This is a genomic window from Veillonella nakazawae (genome assembly GCF_013393365.1).
Lineage (GTDB): Bacteria > Bacillota > Negativicutes > Veillonellales > Veillonellaceae > Veillonella > Veillonella nakazawae.
Map to the genome: position 1 here is coordinate 1,371,846 of NZ_AP022321.1, position 18,536 is coordinate 1,390,381.

The following is an 18,536-nucleotide window of genomic DNA, read 5'->3' on the forward strand; positions in this document are numbered from 1 at the left end:
TAACATTTACAAAAACTCTAAATTTCATGAATCAATAAAAAAGGAGCACCCCTCAGAGTACTCCTTAATATTATTCTTCTTCGTCGTCTGGCAAAATACCGTTATGATATACATTTTGTACATCATCAAGATCATCCAATACGTCTAACATTTTTTGCATTTTTACAGCATCATCACCAGTCAATTCAATTGTAGTATCTGGAATCATTGTGATTTTCGCTACTTCTGTTTCAATGCCCGCATCAGCAAGAGCTGATTCTACCGCATCATAATCTTCAGGAGTAGTATAAATTTCAAATACATCATCTTCGGACTTAAGATCTTCTGCGCCCGCTTCAAGAGCTAACATAGTCAATTCATCTTCGTCATGACCTTCTTTATCGATAACGAATACGCCTTTAGATTTAAACATCCAACCTACACAACCGCTTTCACCAAGGTTACCACCTTGTTTAGAGAATGCATGGCGTACATCGGCAGCCGCACGGTTACGATTATCCGTCATAACCTCTACAGTAACAGCCACACCAGCTGGACCATAACCTTCATATACGATTTCTTCGTATGCGTTCATATCCGTAGCACCAACGCCTTTATCGATGGCACGTTGAATATTATCCTTAGGAATATTATTTTCACGAGCTTTTTGTAAAGCCAATTTCAAACGCATATTACCTGTTGGATCGGCACCACCCATACGTGCTGCTACAGTAATTTCACGACCGATTTTCGTAGCCAATTTAGCCTTCAATGCATCGGTTTTACCTTTTTTATGTTTAATATTTGCCCATTTTGAATGTCCTGACATAGACGCCTCCTATTTATTCCACCATGCTTCGCCCCGTAATCGATCCAAGATGATTGAAACGGCACTACGCACAGATAAATGATTGTATTCACCATGGCCATATATAGGTTCTAAAATATAGTCAAAGCTTTCCATCGTTTCTTTTGTCATACCATAACCGGTACCAAATAATACTAACACAGGGCGCCCCTCATTTTCAAGATGTTCACGCATCCGTGCATAGGAAATTGTATTATCATAGGTACGCGCATCTGTTGTCGCCACAATAGGTTTCATACCTTCTAGGTCTTCAATCATTCGCACTGCTACTGCAATAGAGTTAACCAACTCCACGCCGGTGAAAGCATCCTTGCGATCTGGATTGTAAGTAGAACCAAATCCAGATTTCCAATGTTCCATGATGGTGCGCACCAACTCACGCTGAGCAGGTATATTGTGAATCACAAAATATTTAGATACATCATAGGTAATAGATGCTCGTGCAATATCGTGAATATCATAATTTGTAATGGCCGTCGTAATGACCTCTTTATGCTTGTTCATAATTGGATAATGAACAAGCCCAATATATAAATTAGCCAACGCCTTAAATCTCCAACAATAATAACGATATCAATCTGATCCAGTAAATGTTAAATAAAACTATCCAAATTGAGATACTAAAACAAAACATAAAATTAAAATACTAATTAATCTACTAAAAGCGGTACAAAATATGCTTCAGTGCCGGCAATTTCTTCAGGAGAAAAACGACAACCGACTGCAGAGGCTTGATCGCCAAGCATAAAACAAGATAATGTCAAACAGCCTTCTTTCATACCACTATCTACGGTATGAATAAAGTGTTTCTGCTTAATGAATTCCTGATACATAACCTTTTTGCTGTCCCGACAAACTATATCATCATAGTTATCTACAAATTTCTCCATGTATAATTCAGCTTGATTTCCACGTTTTTGAACAACCTGAATATTTCGCCCTTCACGTCCCCAAATTTCCTTTTGAATATAAAGTCCATCATCAAGGTTCAGGAAATCACTTTCAAAATAGGACGGCGTCAAATAGCGCTCGATAATATCTCGCTCAGGGGCCGTAAAAAATTGGTTTGTTAAGTATAGAGCATACACTAAGGACATAAACGATTTATTCTGTAAAATAATCGCCTCTGGTGGATTAAATAGATTAAAGCGGTATTCATTATACAAATCTAAAAACATTTCACCTAGTGGTTCACCATCTGCTGTAGTTTCATCAATCAATAGTTCCATAGGATGTAAACGATACAGATTGGCTGCATGACTACCATCAGATAACAGAATACCATCATCATCAATGACCATATCGTAAAAGGATAAAAATCGTACATCTGCATCTGGACATGCTGATTTCATGGCACGTAAGAGAAACTGTGTAGTACCATAGTCCTCTAAATAATCATGAAAGCACCCAAAAACAAAAGGCTCCGTTTCATTATCAATCATCACATTCTGATGTTTATTAGTCACACTATATTTTTTACGAGACGTTCCTTCATATACGCGTTTCAAAAAACGTTTAAGTTCATTATTAGCGTCTGCATTAGGATCTATTTTATCGAAATATCGTGCAGCTACACCATTAGCATAATAGCTTTCAATTAAAAAGCACGGTGTATCCGCATTAATCTCTACCATGCGCAATTGCCCTCTATCATCAAGGACAAAGTCAAATCGAGATAACCATGTAGGTAAGCCCAATGGATTCCCACGATGTAAATAGGGAATCAAATTTTCTGGCATATCCATATTGAGTGCAAACTCATCAGGTGCCTGTTGAAATACCTTAGCTGCTTTACAAAATATTTGAAATAACATGCGTGACGCATGTCGAATTTCATCATAAAATTCGGCTGGAAAGGATTGTGCAGTAAGAGCAGGATACCGATCATCATAGCCCTCATAATCTACAAAGGGCAAAATATTTGTATCAAGTTCATCTATATACGATTCCATAGTATCGCCCTCCATTATGAACTGCTAGAACGTACACCTGCACTACCAAAGCCAGATTTTTGACCTATAGAAGATGCTTTTTGACTTCTACGCTTCTCATAGTCTAGATAAGTACGTCGCCCCAAAGAAGTACGCACATTTGAACCTGATGCTGTATATACATTAGGCTCCTCATAGGGTTTTAATGGAGCTGCCACACGATAGGTCATGGTCCGTCCATCCATACGGGCTGTAGGTGGATTAAATCCATGGAAAATATAGTAGCCAGCCGCAATACTAGGTAAAAGTCCAGCTAAACCGGCATCCCATACTAAATTTCCAGTATTATCACGGTGAAATGTAACAGACCGATTGTCATCATATAAAGCCGTTTCCTTACCATCTCCATGATTTAATAAAGAATAGCGATTACCTTGATTATCCTTCAATCGTACTTCCCCTTCATTTGCTTCGGGATAGATTTTATCACATACAGCATAAGCGATGTCATTCCAGTATGAAGACACACCAACGATACCCGCCACAGCGGCAAAGGCACCCGTTATGTATATAGTTTTCTTACTTGGCTTATACATAGGACACTCCCTTAGTGCACAGCACCACTAACAACGAGAGCAAGACCTACAAAGATGCCAAAGACGAGGATACCCGCTGCCGTATTACCACGCATAATCTCTTCAGATAAATTATATTTTCGATGCCATAAATTAATAAACATATAGCCTGTTACAAATAATACAATTCCTAAAATAGCATATACGATACTGGCCACAACACCGTGCAATAAAGATGTATCAGCTGTAGCCACTACAGGAGACATGATGACAGCGCGCAAGATTTCACCAATGCCGATAAATGAACCTGCTGAGAGCCATGCGACAGCACAGTTACCACGCTTAATTTCTTCACTAAATTTTCCAGGCACGAAGAAATCAATAACAGTATTAGCTGTTAACATTAGAAAAATTCCAAAACAAGCATAAAAAATCGTCAATAATATATCTGGTATATAAATCATAATAAGCCTCCTAATAATATAATTTTGTATTGGATGTGTTATTAGAGTTGCTGGTAGGATACAACCGTTCGCGTCCCGTATTATCCCCTAGTCGAACCATAGTCGCATAGTTATCGAGTATATGAGAGCTGATTAATGTACGATCAATAATTTTCCAATCCTCTTGTGTCAATTTTGATTGTTCACATACCTTAACCTTAGTTTGTCCATCCGTATTGGTAATGATATACACCAAGTCCCCAGAATAAAATACAATAACTTCATGTCCCTCTTCTAAGTTGTCCCGCTCATTTTTAATATCACCATTCACAGAATCAATCAAATCTAATGCGGTGCTAACAGGGTCCAACGAAGACGTGTATACATAATCGCCATCCGAATCTGTTTTTGTATAATATGCAGATGTGTCATGCATATGTTCTTTTGCCGTATAAGGCACTCCAAACATAGCGCGTATACTATGCCAAGACAAATCATTGTCCGACCAAAACAGAAATAGTAAAAATAATACACCGATCCCTATAGAAGTAGCAACTCCTTCAAAGCGTTTTTTCAGCCGTTGATTCCGTTTCTTTTTACTAATAGCATTAGCTTCTGCATCATTACAGAGACGAATATTCCTCAAAGGAACACGTGCCCCTTCGGCGAACATCTTCTCCCCTTTAAACCAGTTTTCTTCAAAGAATACACTAGCACCGCCTTCACAAGGCAATTGGTATTCCTTGTAGCCAGCCCGGTCACCTACGGACGCACCACTATCACCATCTACAGCTACAACCTTCTCTAAACCGATTTGATGTAACGTAAAACCCTTCGGCGCTCGTTTGCGATAAGATGTTCTAGATACAGTGCACCATTCATTATCATTGTATTCAATGGTAACCCATATTTTATCGGACCCCTCAACATCCTCGAGACCATATTCGTGCCAATAATCTCCAGGTGATTTTTGCATTGACGGCTTAGCTTTATAGGCCTGTTCCTGATCTGCTTTTGGAATAATCTCATTATATTTAATTTTTTCAGTTATTACATAACGACTGCCCTGTACCTCAAGGACATCACAACAATTAAACTCCATACATAACCTCGCTCGAATAGGTAAAATCATATGGATCTCGGCCTATTCCCTCTCCAAAACGGGATTTAATGAAATTAAGCTTTAAAATAGCCTATCCGCTCATGAATCGTTTCATTTTCAATAATGGAAATGCCATACTGCTGCCCTATTGTAGCTTTTACAAGGACATTTGCTAGGTCAACCGTCTTTACGGGTTCTTGGCTCATTAATATATGAGCTTTGTTGATAACACCAAATATAGCACAGCTAATGCGTTCCACCAACTTAGGTTCTTCTCGAATCAATGTAGCTGGACGAGCAATAACAATCGCTTCAAAAGGCAACTCTAAAATAACCTCTTCTAATTGTCCTTTCATGGACATATAGAAGAATGGAGATTTTGGATTTGCCCCCAAAGAGGATACTAAACCATATTTTTTCACACCATTTTGAGCTGCAATGCGAGCCATTTCGTATTGGTAAGTATAATCGACTGTCCATTGTGCTTCTTTAGAGCCTGCTTGTTTGCGGTTTGTGCCCATAGCAGAGAATAAAATATCCCCTGTTACTAAGTGTGCCCATTCACGAGGTTCATAAAAATTGACGATATGAACGATTACCTTTGGAGATGTATACGTAACTTGACGACGTACAAATACATGAATTTCTTGAATTTCATGATTGTCAATCAATGAATCTACAATATGGCGACCAACTGCACCAGTAGCACCTAATACTAAAGCTTTCATACTTCACCTATATCTCTTTCAGACTCTTTAGCAATAATTTCTTTTAACAGTTTAATTTCCTCTTTTGTTAATGGTCGTTCCAATAAATCGGGCCGCAATAATCGTGTCCGTTTTAAAGCTTCCTTTTGTCGCCACGTAGCAATATTTTTATGATGACCGCTACGCAATACATCAGGAACAACCCATCCTCTGAATTCTGGTGGCTTTGTATATTGAGGGCATTCTAACAAAGGTTCATAAAAAGAATCCTCCTGTGCACCACTAGCAGCCCCCAGTACGCCAGGAATCATACGAGCTACTGCATCTGCTACAACCATAGCTGGCAACTCACCACCAGTTAACACATAGTCGCCAATTGAAATCGTTTCATCTACTAAATGTTCCTCTACACGATAGTCTACACCTTCATAATGACCACAAATAAGGACTATTTGATCGTACGTAGCTAATTCACGAGCCTTTTCTTGTGTAAAAGGTTGACCTGTAGGTCCCATAAAAATAACACGACGTCGTATACTTTCACTAGGATTACCAATAAGGCTCATTTCATCACACATCTCATCTGTAGAATAGGCGCTATTAGTTTCGCTATCATATTGAGCAATAACAGATTCTACCGCTTCAAAGATGGGAGGTGCCATCATAAGCATACCCGCACCGCCACCATAGGGCGTATCATCTACTTGACCATGTTTATTATGACTAAAGTCGCGAGGGTTAGTTACACCCACAGACAATCGTTCTGCTTCGATAGCCCGTTTTATGATGGAATGACTAAAAAAAGCATCAAAAAACTCAGGAAATAAAGATACGATATCGATACGCATAGACCGTCCTCTGTACTTATTAACTCACATAAACTCATTAGCATTATCTATATATAGCTATATTATATAACTTTTACCATAATATACCTATATGTAGATAAAATAAAACCGCCTAAAGGATTATATCCATTCAGGCGGATCTACGATCATTAATTTATTTTCCACATCGATGTCTTTAACGACCTCTTCAATGGCTGCAAATAATTGATCTGGTTCCCCATCTTTGGAAACCACATAAACATCATTAGCACCAGGTTGCAATACATCAGTCACTGTGCCAAGCACATTCCCCTTTGTATCTTGTACTTCGAGACCAATGATATCAAAGATGTAGTAGCGACCTTCTGGTAATTCTACCAAATCTTCACGACGTACTTGAATCTCTTTCTTAGCGAATAATTCAGCCGCGTTGCGATCAGGGATTTCCTTAAAGGATGCTAATACGAATTGTTTATGAAATCGTGCGGATGCAACGTGGTATTCTTTACCATCGATGTAACAGGCATCCATATGCATGAACCGTTCTGGAAAATCGGTTCTAGGCATAATACGAAGATCACCCCGCACGCCGTGCGGGGCGATGATAACACCTATTGTGATGAAATCGTTATGCTTCATTATTGACGAAACGCAACGATTTTACCGTCTTCTAATAGGATTTCAGCGCCCATCATGGCATCCAAATCATCCCCGATTTTAACGGTAACTGTTTGCTCTAATGTGCCTTGAGGAATTTCAGTTCCCAAAGACAATTCTTGAGCATCTTTCAATTTAGCTGTTACTTCTTCTTTGAAAGCCAAGCGTTTATTTTTCTCTTCGTCGATTTGTTGACGAATCGCAGTAAGACTTGTTGCATCAACTTTAGCCGCATCAGCCAAAATACGTTGAGCTTGGAACTCAATTGCTTCCAAATCTTTATTCACCATATCAAGGCGAGTTTCAAGATCGGATACAATCTTCGCTTTCAAGTCTTCTGTTACTTTTGCTTTTACTGCTACAGGGACACGTAATGTCATTTCTTCCATTGGAATACTCCCTTTTAGACAATATCAACAGATATCTTTTTGTTCTCTTTAATAGCCGCCGCTTTCACCACAGCGCGAATCGCTTTCGCAATTCGTCCTTGCTTTCCGATGACTTTGCCCATATCCTCTGGGGCTACGTGAAGTTCGTAAACCTCCATATTCCCCTTTTGGACCATGGTAACAGATACGGCATCAGGCTGCTTCACTAATGATTTCGCAATTAATGAAATTAATTCTATCATCACAGTATGCCTCTCTATTAATTACTTTTTAGCGTCAGCAAATTTTTGCATAACGCCTTGTTTTTTGAACAAGGAGCGAACAGTGTCAGTAGGCTGAGCACCTTTAGCTAACCAAGCCAAAGCTTTTTCTTCGTCTACATTAACGATAGCTGGTTGTTTAGTAGCATCATATTGACCAATAGTGTCAACAGGACGCCCTTCACGTGGAGCACGTGCGTCAGCAACAACGATACGGTAGAAAGGAGCTTTTTTAGCACCTAAACGAGTCAAACGAATTTTTAACATGTGAAATTCACCTCCTTATACTGATGTGGGTGGACAGGTTCAGCGCCCCTGCCCATGTATTACATAAACGGTAATTTAGGCATTCCTGGGAAGCCACCCTTACCGCCACGTAAACCTTGCATGCGCTTCATCATCTTCCGCGCTTCTTCAAATTGTTTCAACAAGCGATTAACGTCTTGTACTTGCGTACCAGACCCCATTGCAATACGCTTGCGGCGAGAACCATTAAGAATACTTGGGTTTTCTCGCTCTGCTGCCGTCATGGATGTAATGATGGCCTCAATACGGCGCACCTCTTTACTATTCAAATCAAGGTCTTTTAATTGATCCTTAATTTGACCCATACCTGGCAACATACCAATAATATTTTGTAATGGCCCTAACTTTCTCACCTGATTCATCTGTTTCAAGAAGTCATCCAAGGTGAAATTGTTTTTCGCCATTTTCTTAGCCATTTCACGAGCTTCTTCTTCGTCGATAGCGCCTTGAACATTTTCAATCAATGTTTTGAAATCGCCCAAGTCGAGAATACGAGAAGCCATACGATCTGGATAGAATACATCAAAACCATCCATTTTCTCGCTCACACCAGTGAACTTGATTGGCAAACCTGTTACAGCTTTGATGGATAACGCAGCACCACCGCGCGCATCACCATCGAGTTTAGTAAGGATAACACCATCAACGCCTAATTTTTCATTAAATGTTTGTGCTGTTGTTACTGCATCTTGACCGATCATGGAGTCTACAACGAGTAGAATTTCATGAGGTCGAACAGCTGCTTTGATGTTGGACAACTCGTCCATGAGAACTTCGTCTATCGCCAAGCGACCAGCTGTATCGATGATAACAACATCTTTCAACATATGCGTGCTTTGCTCTACGGCACGACGCGCAATGTCTACTGGATTAGCACCAGGTGTTTCATCAGCAAATACGGGAATATCGATTTGCTTACCTACAACTTGCAATTGAGTAATCGCAGCGGGACGATATACGTCGGCAGCTACGAGCATTGGATGCTTACCTTGTTTGCGAAGGTATACTGCCAATTTACCAGCTGTTGTAGTCTTACCAGCACCTTGCAAACCAACAAGCATGATAATCGTTGGAGGCTTGCTAGAAATCATGATACGGCTTTGTGTACCGCCTAAGAGAGCTGTTAATTCGTCATTTACGATCTTAATAACCGTTTGTGCTGGATTCAAAGAACCGAATACCTCTTCACCGAGGGCCTTTTCCTTAATGGACTTCACAAAGTCCTTCGCAACCATAAAGTTAACGTCCGCTTCTAATAGTGCTGTACGTACTTGACGCAACGCAAGATTGACATCATCTTCAGTAATTTTGCCCTTCCCTTTCAAGGATTGAAAGGCTTCTTGCAGTTTTTCTGACAAGCTATCAAATGCCATAATATCCCTCCATTTGCGCCAATACTTTTTGTACCTTGGTTTCAGCTAACACCTCTTCAGGCAAGGTTTCTTTCAACTGTGAAAGCAAACCTTCACGCTGTTCATATTGTTCTACCAAGTGCAACTTTGATTCGTAATCATTTAAAATGTGTCGAGCACGCTGCAAGTTATCGTGTACAGCCTGCCGTGATACGCCTAGTTCCTCAGCGATTTCTCCAAGGGACATGTCGTCTTCGTGGTGAAGTTGTAAGGACATGCGTTGCTTGTCCGTCAATAATGGCCCATAGAAATCCAAGAGCAAACTTATAAGCACTCGTTCTTCCATTTCGCCACCTCCATCACTGTCAAGTCATATTACTTTACATATGGTACAGTATAAAAAAAGATGTGTCAAGTAGAAATACTTAACACACAATTATAGTCTTGTACTCAACTACTTTTATGTTCTAAGATAATTACTTTAATGATAATAAATTTTATTTTTTACTTTTATATCTATAATAAAGTGCTATAATATAGATATCTAATATTTTCAATATAAAGACAGGAGGTATTTTATGAATACCAAACAATATGACCTTATCGTTCTAGGTTTCGGCAAAGCCGGTAAAACATTAGCCGCTAAATTTGGCTCTATGGGCAAATCTGTAGCTATGATTGAAGAAAACCCACTAATGTATGGTGGCACATGTATTAATATTGCATGTATCCCAACTAAAACGATGATTATAGCCGCATCAAAAGGCTTATCTTACGATCAAGTATTAAACCAACGCGAGGTAGTTACATCTCGTTTACGCAATAAAAACTTCGCTATGTTAGACACTAATGAACATGTCGATGTATATACTGGACATGGTGAATTCATTAGTAATAAAGAAATCGCCATTACAGCTGGGGAAGATAAAATCATCTTATCTGGTGAAACAATTATTATTAACACTGGTGCTGTAGCGATTAAGCCTAACATTGATGGCATCGACACAGCAACAGGCTTCTATAATAGCACAGAAATCCAACAATTATCCCCTCAACCCAGTACTCTAGGTGTCATCGGCGCGGGCCCTATCGGCCTTGAATTTGCCAGCCTATATGCTAAACTAGGTGCAAAGGTAACAGTATTTAATATTGAATCTGGTATCTTAAAACGCGAGGAACCTATCGTACAAGAATTAGCTAATGAGTACTTGACTGAGCAAGGTATTACTATTCTTAACGATGTAACATTAAACTCTGTATCTAATGATGGCAACAAACCTGTTATTACTGCAAATGGTCAAAACTATACATTTGATGCCGTTTTATATGCTACAGGTCGCAAACCAAATACAGCTAACATCGGTTTAGAAAATACGGATATTACTACTAACGAACGCGGCGCTATCATAGTGAATGATACATGTGAAAGCTCCGTTCCTGGCGTATATGCAGTAGGAGATGTAAACGGTGGTCCTCAATTTACGTATATTTCTCTCGATGACTTCCGCATTGTATTTGGTGCTCTTACAGGTAATGGCCAATACACATTAAAAGATCGCAAAAATATTCCTTATACAACATTCTTAACACCTCCACTGGCTCGTGTAGGTCTCACAGAAGAAGATGCTATCAACAAAGGATATACAGTTAAAACTAAAGAAATGCTCGTAGCTACCATGCCAAGAGCTCATGTAAACGACTATTTAAAAGGTGCTTTTAAAATTGTAGTAAATGCAGAAAACAATTTAATCCTTGGTGCTACACTTTATTCTCAAGGTGCTGAAGAGTTGATTAACCTCATTAAAATGGCTATGGACAACAACATTCCATATACATATTTCAAAAACCAAATCTTCACACATCCTACAATGGCAGAAAATTTAAATGATCTCTGTAATTTCTAGGTAAGAATAGTAACTACATAATCTAATATAATAAACAAAAGAGTCTCCCATAACTGGAATAGATAAGTTACGGGAGACTCTTTTATTTATGCCTAATGATCAATTTTGGATTATTAGTTAATATATTTAGTTCTTTGTAAATAATCTACGAACTACTGATTGCAATTTAGGTGTCAATACGATAGCCACCACAATACCTGCAGCACTTGTAATCAAGGAGTATTGAATTTTGCTAGCTGCTACGGCTGCACTTTCAAGAACAAACCACCATGCTAAGAAATAGCCAAATGCAGTCCAAATTGTACCAATAATAAGAGCAATCAAAATACGTGTAAAGGTTGCTGTCGGTTTTGTAATGGATGGTGGCAAGTAACCTGCTGTCATACCACCTACAATAAGACCTGCAATACCTTTAATAAAGAAAGAGAATACAATGTATTGCGTATGTCCACCAAAAAGATCAAATAATGCGGAACCAATAGCCGCACCTAAACCACCATATAAACCGCCAAAAAGAATGGATGATGTAAATAATGCAGCAGATCCTAAGTGAACCATGGCCCCACCCGGTATTTCGATGCGAATCGTTGTTGCTACTGCACATAAGGCAGCAATAAATCCGATATATACAATATCACGCGTCTTTAATTTCATAATCTAGCTCCTCTCTTTTAGCTGAATAACTATATTTAGTATAACAAATCTCAACCAGTCTAAAAACACTAATTTCATAGGAATTAAATATATAGCCAGATTTAAAATAAAGCACCTATACCATGGTATAGGTGCTTTATAAACTTAAATCAACGCTATCACATATTATATGTTATAAGATATAATCTAAAAATTAAATCTTAGCTCGTTTTAAACGTAAAGAGTTACTTACAACGGTTACAGAGCTAAATGCCATTGCTGTACCTGCAATCATAGGATTTAATGCGCCGACAGCAGCCAATGGAATACCAATGCAGTTAAAGATCAATGCCCAGAATAGATTTTGTTTAATATTAGTCATAGTCTTACGGCTGAGGCGTACTGCTTGTACTAGTGTGTGTAAATCATTTCTTACAAGAACGATATCTGCTGCTTCTACAGCAATATCTGTACCACTACCGATAGCAAAACCAATATCTGCAGTTACAAGAGCTGGTGCATCATTGATACCATCACCAACCATGCCCACTACGAGACCTTTATCTTGTAACTCTTTTACTTTGCTAGCTTTATCTTGAGGCAACACTTCTGCAATAACGTGAGTAATACCTGCTTGTTTAGCAATATATTGAGCTGTACGGCGATTATCACCGGTAAGCATCCACACATCGATACCTTGAGACTGTAATTCTTTTACCACCTCAATAGTTTCTGGACGCAATTCATCCTCTACAGCCCATAATGCACTGATGACACCATCTACAGCGAGAACAGACACGGAAGCACCTTGTTCTTCATAGTGTAGAATATCATCTTGGACGGCACTTAGATCATAACCTAATTCAGACATCCAACGGCTATGACCAAGTTGTACAGACACGCCTTGATAAGCGCCTTGCAAACCTTTACCAGGCACATCACCGAAGCTTTCTAGTTCTACAGCTTTACCTTTATAACCATGATCTTCGCCATAATAAACCATGGCCTTTGCAATTGGATGCGATGTACCACTTTCAAGGGCCATCATAAGGGACATATTTATACTTTCATCACCATTATAATTTTTGAAAGCCGTTACATCGAGAACACCTTGCGTAAGAGTGCCAGTTTTATCCATAACGATGGCATCAAGTTTACCAGCTTTTTCAAGATATTCCGCACTCTTGATGAGAACACCATGCTCCGCACCTAAGCCAGAGCCTACCATAATAGATGTTGGTGTAGCGAGACCAAGCGCACAAGGACAAGCGATAACAAGCACTGCTGTAGCATTAATGAGAGCTACATTAACAGAATCGCCTACAATAAAATACCATACAAGGCCAGTCAATACAGCGAGGCCAATAACGATAGGCACGAAGTATTGAGCTACGATATCTGCAATACGTTGAATACTTGCTTTAGAGGTTTGAGCTTCCTCTACGACTTTAATGATTTGAGAGAGCATTGTATCGGAGCCGATACGTTTTGCTTCCATTGTGAAAGCACCGCTCAAGTTAATAGTCGCCCCAATTACCTCGGAGCCTACTTGTTTTTCTACAGGCAAGCTTTCACCGGTAAGCATAGCTTCATCTACAGTAGAATAGCCTTCAGTAATAGTACCATCGACTGGAATTTTTTCACCTGCACGAACTTGTAAGATATCACCTGCTACAACCTTAGATGTAGGAATATCTACGAACTCACCATCACGCAATACATGAGCTGTTGCTGGTTGCAAGGCAATCAATTTTTGAAGTGCTTCAGAGGTACGCCCCTTAGCAATTTCTTCTAAAAGTTTGCCAAGAAGAATGAATGTAATGAGCCAAGCTGAGGTTTCAAAGTAAATGCCATGAGGCCCAAGTTCTGGATGGAACTGCCAATTATAAATACTGAATAGATAGGCAACAGTCGTACCCATTACAACGAGAACATCCATGGTAAGGGCGCCATTCTTTACCGCACTCCACGCACTCTTATAGAACATAAGGCCAGGGCCGAACTGAGCAATGGTAGCAAGAATGAACTCTACCCATACTGGCAAGGCTTGAATGCCAAAACGATGTAATGTCATGTTAATCATCATCGGTACGGCCATACAAGCAGCAATGATAAGACGCGTAATATGAGGTTTTAAATTAACCTTTTCTATTTCTTGCTTCGTTTCATCTGCTTCCGTAGCACCGAAACCAATATTCGTAATGGCATCGATAATTTGTTGTGGCTCTACAGTAGAGCTATCTTTGTATTCTACACTCCCCTTTCGAGTGAGTAGATTAACCTTTACAGATTCTACGCCATCGATCTTAGAAACGACGTTTTCAACGCGCTTTACACAAGCAGCACAGTGCATACCTGTAATATCAAACTCTTGTTTCTTCTTGCTCATAGTATCACTTCTTTCTAACATAATCTTCAAAGATATATGTTCCTATATATCTATATAAGTCAGAAACTTATAGTAGATATATCATACATCGCTAACAGAATACTTTATAAACACGTATCATTTAATATATGAACACTTTTACATGAGTATTCATTCATAGGTCTATAATCAATAATAACATAAATTATCATTACGTCAATATCCTACCAAATCTAGAGGACTATTCCTTTTTTATAGGGGATTTAACATCTCCCCACCTATACACAACATTCATAAATAGATTATAATAAAGTGATGATGAATAAACATAAACTTTGATTCCAAAGGAGGTGAAACTATGTGTGAATCAATAAGCCCTATAGTAGAATTCACTTCGGTAGCGAAGGAGTTTCGCCACGAATATGTTGTGGAGAAATCGCGTTTTATCACAACAATATATCCTTGTTCTACAGAAGAGGAGGCGCAGGCTTTTATTAACCGCATCAACAAAGAATTTTGGGATGCCCGCCACAACTGTACGGCCTTTGCATTAGGACCAAAGCAAGAGCAACAACGCTCTTCTGACAATGGTGAGCCTTCTGGTACCGCTGGTAAACCTATGTTAGAAGTACTCAAAAAAACAGGTATTACCAATGTAGCCGTCGTAGTAACGCGCTATTTTGGAGGTATTAAGCTAGGCGCAGGTGGTTTGATTCGTGCATATTCACACTCCGTTGCAGAAACTTTACGTCTTGCCCCTAAAGAACTACACACAACACGAACTCAGTTGCAGGCTACCATCGACTATTCCTTGTATGGGGCTATAGAAAGATATGTGCAAGATCAAAAACTACATTATGAAGCAAGTTTTGGCGAACATGTAGATATTACTATCTTAGTACCTCCTACTGATGTAGAGCGCATACAAAAAGAGCTCCAAGACATGAGTCATGGAGCTGCTACTTGTACTATATTAGATTCTATTGAAGTGGTGCTACCGCTAGAACAATAATCTTACTGATGAGCACATTAATTAGTTATCACTATGGACTAATCCACTTATGCCTTGACTTAGTTCGTGACGTTTTTCATTAGTCAATGGATGAGGCCATACGCGTTCTAGTTGTTTTTTACGACTAAGACCTGTATTATGTGCAGTCATTAATCTACGTGCTTCCCAATTACGAATTGCTTTACCTAATGTTCTTTTTACTACGCCCATGATAGTACCTACTTTCTTAATCACTATATTATATAAAAATTTGTGATAAGGATAGAAAGTTTATTTCAAACACATTATTCTTTCTCTTTCCTTGATAACTATAGTATATATACCATTTTATTAAATGTGAAATTACTATTACTCAGTTCGTTATAAATTTTATTTATCTTATTTTGTGTATAATAGGGAGATTCTATGGATACATCTTACTACCACAATTTTATTACCCTCGTTCAAACGGGCAATATGACACAGGCCGCAGAGATTCTTCATATTACACAACCAGCTTTAAGTAAACAATTAAAATATTTAGAAGCTGAATTTGGGGCTCAACTCATCAATATCAAGCGCGGTCAACGAGGATCGAACTTACAACTTACTGATGCAGGTAAAATCTTCTACGAAAAAGCCCAACAACTATGTTCTATTGAAGAATCTACGTATAATGCGGTACAGCAGTTAAATTCACGCATTGAAGGTACGTTGAGAATCGCAACCTCTGCATCTCGTTCCACACCAATTGTACAACAATATTTACCAGCCTTTTCCATGAAATATCCATCAGTTCACTTTGAAATCTATGAAGGACTGATGACGAATGTAGTTAATCAACTGATTAATGGTAATGCTGAGTTAGGAATTGCTAATATCCAAATGGTAGACACTGACAAATTTGATATTCTTCTCACACAAGAAGAACACCTATATGCTATCTTCCGTCGTGATGTATTCTGGATAGACCGCGAACATGATACAATCACTTGGGATGATATCAAAAAATGCCCATTATCCCTCTCCGGCGGCTCTGTGCGAATGATTATGCAATCTAGCTTGACAGATATGGACCAACTCAATGCCGTTGCTATCACTACAACTAAGAGTTCTGCCATCGAATGGGCATCTTCTGGTAGAACTGTCTCTTTAGTTCCTATGGATGGTAAAGAGCTTGTTAACCATCGTAAAATGGCCCGCATTAAATTACCAGAATTCTCTGGAGATTTCAAAAAAGCATTTATTACCCTCAAAGGACATGCTTTATCTCCGGTAGCACAGCAATTTATTGATTTCTATAAAGCTTATGTATAATTAAAGTTCTACATATGATTACTATTATGATATCAACAGTTTCCACGATTGGTACCTACCCTATGTTAGATACCAATACAATACATAAGAAAAGACCTAGTACACTATGTACTAGGTCTTTTCTTTGTCATCTTAATATGTATGGTAAGCCATCTTAAGCTGCACAAGTAAACTTTTAGTCGTTACATTTACTAGATACAAACTATTACTACCCTTGATGCACAGCACCTACTATATCAGTAATACTGTTTAGATTATATTGTTCCACATAATCGCCCATTTCACGAGCAATACGAGAAATCGCCGTGGGATCTACCATTGTAGCAACCCCAACTTGGACTGCTTGTGCACCAGCCATCATAAATTCAACAGCATCAGTGCCTGTCATAATCCCACCAAGGCCCATAATAGGAATATTAACCCCTTTATATACTTGGTGCACCATGCGAAGTGCAACCGGTTTAACAGCTGGCCCAGATAAACCACCATAAATATTACCCAATACAGGTTTACGACGATGGATATCGATAGCCATACCAAGAATGGTATTAATGAGACTGACACCATCGCCGCCACCAGCTTCTACAGCCTTTGCGATTTCCACAATATCCGTAACATTTGGTGAAAGTTTTACAATAACAGGCTTATCTGTTACTTTACGAACCGCTTTTGTTACCTGTTCTACTACCTTTGGATCTATACCAAAAGCCATGCCTTCACAGGCAACATTTGGGCAAGATACATTAACTTCAAGGCCTGCAATACCATCTACAGATAGTGTTTCTGCCATCCACGCAAATTCCTCTACCGTACCAGCAGACATATTTGCTAGCAATGGTACATCATATTTCTTGAGGTCTGGCAAAATATCTGTAACAAAATGTTCTGCCCCTGGATTTTCAAGTCCAATACAGTTTAATACACCAGATGGTGTTTCTGCAATACGAGTTCCTGGATTACCATGACGACCTTTAGGCGTTAATCCTTTTATAGAAATAGCACCTACTTCATTACTAAGGTCTAAATAACCAGCATACTCAGGGCCATTACCAAAGGTACCAGATGCAGCGATAATAGGATTTTTCATCTTAATCCCACAATAATCTACAGCAAGCTTTGGATTAGGTGTAACGGTGTTATTTAAATCGCGTTCACTCATTAAAAGAACACCTCCTCAGCTGGGAATACAGGACCATCTTTACAAACTTTATAACGTTTGCCACCGGCACCATCACAAGCGCAACCTAAGCAACCGCCTGTACCACATCCCATGCGTTCTTCAAGAGATACTTGGCATGGTACATTGAGCTCTTTAGCAACTTTTGCCACACCCTTCATCATCGGTGTAGGACCACAAGTCATAACAGATGTGAACGTATTAGCGTTAATAAGTTCTGGCATGATCGCTGTAGGGAAACCTTTTGTACCTACGCTACCATCATCAGTAGTGATATGTACCTCTACAGGCGTATCTTTGAATAAGTCTGCCCAGAAGGTTTCACTTTCATTTCTAAAGCCCAAAATAACTTGTGCTTCTTCACCGTTTTGCAAGTGAGACGCGATGCATAGCATCGGTGCAATACCAACACCACCACCAACAAGTAGCATATTATTAGATGTTACAAATGGTTCACCCAAAGGTCCTAAACAATCTAATGTATCACCAGGCACGAGACGTGTCATAATTTCAGTCCCCTTGCCTACGACGCGATACAAAAGGGTAATAGTCCCCTTTTGTACATCGAATCCAGCATAGCTAATAGGGCGACGCAATAATGGCGCCGTAGAGTTCGCTACGCGAACATTACAAAACTGTCCTACCTTTGCTTCTGCTGCCTGTTTTGGTGCGTGAATATCCATAATCCACACATCAGAGCCTATTTGCTCATTGCGAACGACTTCGCCCTGTTCTACATAACCACTCATG

Annotated in this window: 22 protein-coding genes; 3 read left to right on the forward strand and 19 right to left on the reverse strand. The window is 39.2% G+C overall.

Annotated features, from left to right (window positions below; genetic code table 11):
* Window positions 1-70: 70 nt before the first annotated feature.
* The 14 genes from VEIT17_RS06220 to ylxM form a co-directional block, all read right to left on the reverse strand.
* Complete coding sequence (locus VEIT17_RS06220) at window positions 71-808, reverse strand: YebC/PmpR family DNA-binding transcriptional regulator (RefSeq protein ID WP_105086230.1); 738 nt, start codon at window positions 806-808, stop codon at window positions 71-73.
* 9 nt (window positions 809-817) lie between these two features.
* A complete protein-coding gene (locus VEIT17_RS06225; RefSeq protein ID WP_105086229.1) occupies window positions 818-1,390 on the reverse strand; it encodes an RNA methyltransferase in 573 nt (190 codons plus the stop codon).
* Between the two features lie 107 nt (window positions 1,391-1,497).
* A complete protein-coding gene (locus tag VEIT17_RS06230) occupies window positions 1,498-2,799 on the reverse strand; it encodes a glutathionylspermidine synthase family protein (RefSeq protein ID WP_178885289.1) in 1,302 nt (433 codons plus the stop codon).
* Window positions 2,800-2,813: 14 nt separating this feature from the next.
* Window positions 2,814-3,374 carry a hypothetical protein gene (locus tag VEIT17_RS06235; RefSeq protein ID WP_178885292.1) on the reverse strand — a complete coding sequence of 187 codons (561 nt, stop codon included), beginning with the start codon at window positions 3,372-3,374 and terminating at the stop codon, window positions 2,814-2,816.
* Window positions 3,375-3,385: 11 nt separating this feature from the next.
* The gene (locus tag VEIT17_RS06240; RefSeq protein ID WP_178885294.1) at window positions 3,386-3,817 is read right to left on the reverse strand and encodes a DUF350 domain-containing protein; all 432 of its coding nucleotides are present in this window, start codon (window positions 3,815-3,817) and stop codon (window positions 3,386-3,388) included.
* A 10-nt stretch (window positions 3,818-3,827) separates the two neighbouring features.
* The gene (locus VEIT17_RS06245) at window positions 3,828-4,898 is read right to left on the reverse strand and encodes a hypothetical protein (protein WP_178885296.1); all 1,071 of its coding nucleotides are present in this window, start codon (window positions 4,896-4,898) and stop codon (window positions 3,828-3,830) included.
* 74 nt (window positions 4,899-4,972) lie between these two features.
* Window positions 4,973-5,626, reverse strand: coding sequence for an NAD(P)H-binding protein (locus VEIT17_RS06250; protein WP_178885298.1), 654 nt, complete (start codon window positions 5,624-5,626; stop codon window positions 4,973-4,975).
* Complete coding sequence (gene trmD, locus VEIT17_RS06255) at window positions 5,623-6,453, reverse strand: tRNA (guanosine(37)-N1)-methyltransferase TrmD (protein WP_178885300.1); 831 nt, start codon at window positions 6,451-6,453, stop codon at window positions 5,623-5,625. The genes VEIT17_RS06250 and trmD overlap by 4 nt, the downstream gene beginning before the upstream one ends.
* A gap of 120 nt (window positions 6,454-6,573) precedes the next feature.
* The gene (gene rimM, locus VEIT17_RS06260) at window positions 6,574-7,071 is read right to left on the reverse strand and encodes a ribosome maturation factor RimM (protein ID WP_060924912.1); all 498 of its coding nucleotides are present in this window, start codon (window positions 7,069-7,071) and stop codon (window positions 6,574-6,576) included.
* Window positions 7,071-7,478 carry a YlqD family protein gene (locus VEIT17_RS06265; RefSeq protein WP_060924913.1) on the reverse strand — a complete coding sequence of 136 codons (408 nt, stop codon included), beginning with the start codon at window positions 7,476-7,478 and terminating at the stop codon, window positions 7,071-7,073. Before VEIT17_RS06265 ends, rimM begins: the two co-directional genes overlap by 1 nt.
* Before the next feature lie 14 nt (window positions 7,479-7,492).
* On the reverse strand, window positions 7,493-7,720 hold the full coding sequence (locus VEIT17_RS06270) for a KH domain-containing protein (RefSeq protein ID WP_009352618.1): 228 nt from the start codon (window positions 7,718-7,720) through the stop codon (window positions 7,493-7,495).
* A gap of 21 nt (window positions 7,721-7,741) precedes the next feature.
* Window positions 7,742-8,005 (reverse strand): 30S ribosomal protein S16, encoded by a 264-nt coding sequence (rpsP, locus tag VEIT17_RS06275; RefSeq protein WP_004695565.1) that lies wholly within the window; start codon window positions 8,003-8,005, stop codon window positions 7,742-7,744.
* A gap of 59 nt (window positions 8,006-8,064) precedes the next feature.
* Window positions 8,065-9,417: a signal recognition particle protein gene (gene ffh, locus VEIT17_RS06280; protein WP_105094782.1), complete on the reverse strand. Its 1,353-nt coding sequence runs from the start codon at window positions 9,415-9,417 to the stop codon at window positions 8,065-8,067.
* Entirely contained in the window at window positions 9,407-9,742 is a 336-nt protein-coding gene (gene ylxM / locus VEIT17_RS06285; protein ID WP_105090321.1) for a YlxM family DNA-binding protein, read from the reverse strand. Before ylxM ends, ffh begins: the two co-directional genes overlap by 11 nt.
* Before the next feature lie 232 nt (window positions 9,743-9,974).
* On the opposite strand from ylxM, the gene VEIT17_RS06290 reads away from it, so the two are divergent.
* Entirely contained in the window at window positions 9,975-11,300 is a 1,326-nt protein-coding gene (locus tag VEIT17_RS06290; protein WP_178885302.1) for an FAD-containing oxidoreductase, read from the forward strand.
* 126 nt (window positions 11,301-11,426) lie between these two features.
* Here the strand turns inward: VEIT17_RS06290 and VEIT17_RS06295 are convergent, their stop codons facing one another.
* Together VEIT17_RS06295 and VEIT17_RS06300 are read right to left on the reverse strand one after the other, a co-directional pair.
* Complete coding sequence (locus VEIT17_RS06295) at window positions 11,427-11,954, reverse strand: ECF transporter S component (RefSeq protein ID WP_129823858.1); 528 nt, start codon at window positions 11,952-11,954, stop codon at window positions 11,427-11,429.
* 193 nt (window positions 11,955-12,147) lie between these two features.
* Window positions 12,148-14,322, reverse strand: a complete 2,175-nt coding sequence (locus VEIT17_RS06300) for a heavy metal translocating P-type ATPase (RefSeq protein WP_060924917.1) — start codon at window positions 14,320-14,322, stop codon at window positions 12,148-12,150.
* Window positions 14,323-14,659: 337 nt separating this feature from the next.
* On the opposite strand from VEIT17_RS06300, the gene VEIT17_RS06305 reads away from it, so the two are divergent.
* The gene (locus VEIT17_RS06305; protein ID WP_024065725.1) at window positions 14,660-15,313 is read left to right on the forward strand and encodes a YigZ family protein; all 654 of its coding nucleotides are present in this window, start codon (window positions 14,660-14,662) and stop codon (window positions 15,311-15,313) included.
* 21 nt (window positions 15,314-15,334) lie between these two features.
* Here VEIT17_RS06305 and VEIT17_RS06310 read toward each other — a convergent pair whose 3' ends face one another.
* Entirely contained in the window at window positions 15,335-15,523 is a 189-nt protein-coding gene (locus VEIT17_RS06310; RefSeq protein ID WP_024065726.1) for a hypothetical protein, read from the reverse strand.
* Between the two features lie 195 nt (window positions 15,524-15,718).
* On the opposite strand from VEIT17_RS06310, the gene VEIT17_RS06315 reads away from it, so the two are divergent.
* A complete protein-coding gene (locus VEIT17_RS06315) occupies window positions 15,719-16,609 on the forward strand; it encodes a LysR family transcriptional regulator (RefSeq protein ID WP_060924918.1) in 891 nt (296 codons plus the stop codon).
* Between the two features lie 208 nt (window positions 16,610-16,817).
* Here VEIT17_RS06315 and VEIT17_RS06320 read toward each other — a convergent pair whose 3' ends face one another.
* Window positions 16,818-17,768 (reverse strand): dihydroorotate dehydrogenase, encoded by a 951-nt coding sequence (locus VEIT17_RS06320; protein ID WP_178885304.1) that lies wholly within the window; start codon window positions 17,766-17,768, stop codon window positions 16,818-16,820.
* Window positions 17,768-18,535 (reverse strand): dihydroorotate dehydrogenase electron transfer subunit, encoded by a 768-nt coding sequence (locus VEIT17_RS06325; RefSeq protein ID WP_060924920.1) that lies wholly within the window; start codon window positions 18,533-18,535, stop codon window positions 17,768-17,770. The genes VEIT17_RS06320 and VEIT17_RS06325 overlap by 1 nt, the downstream gene beginning before the upstream one ends.
* Window position 18,536: the final 1 nt, after the last annotated feature.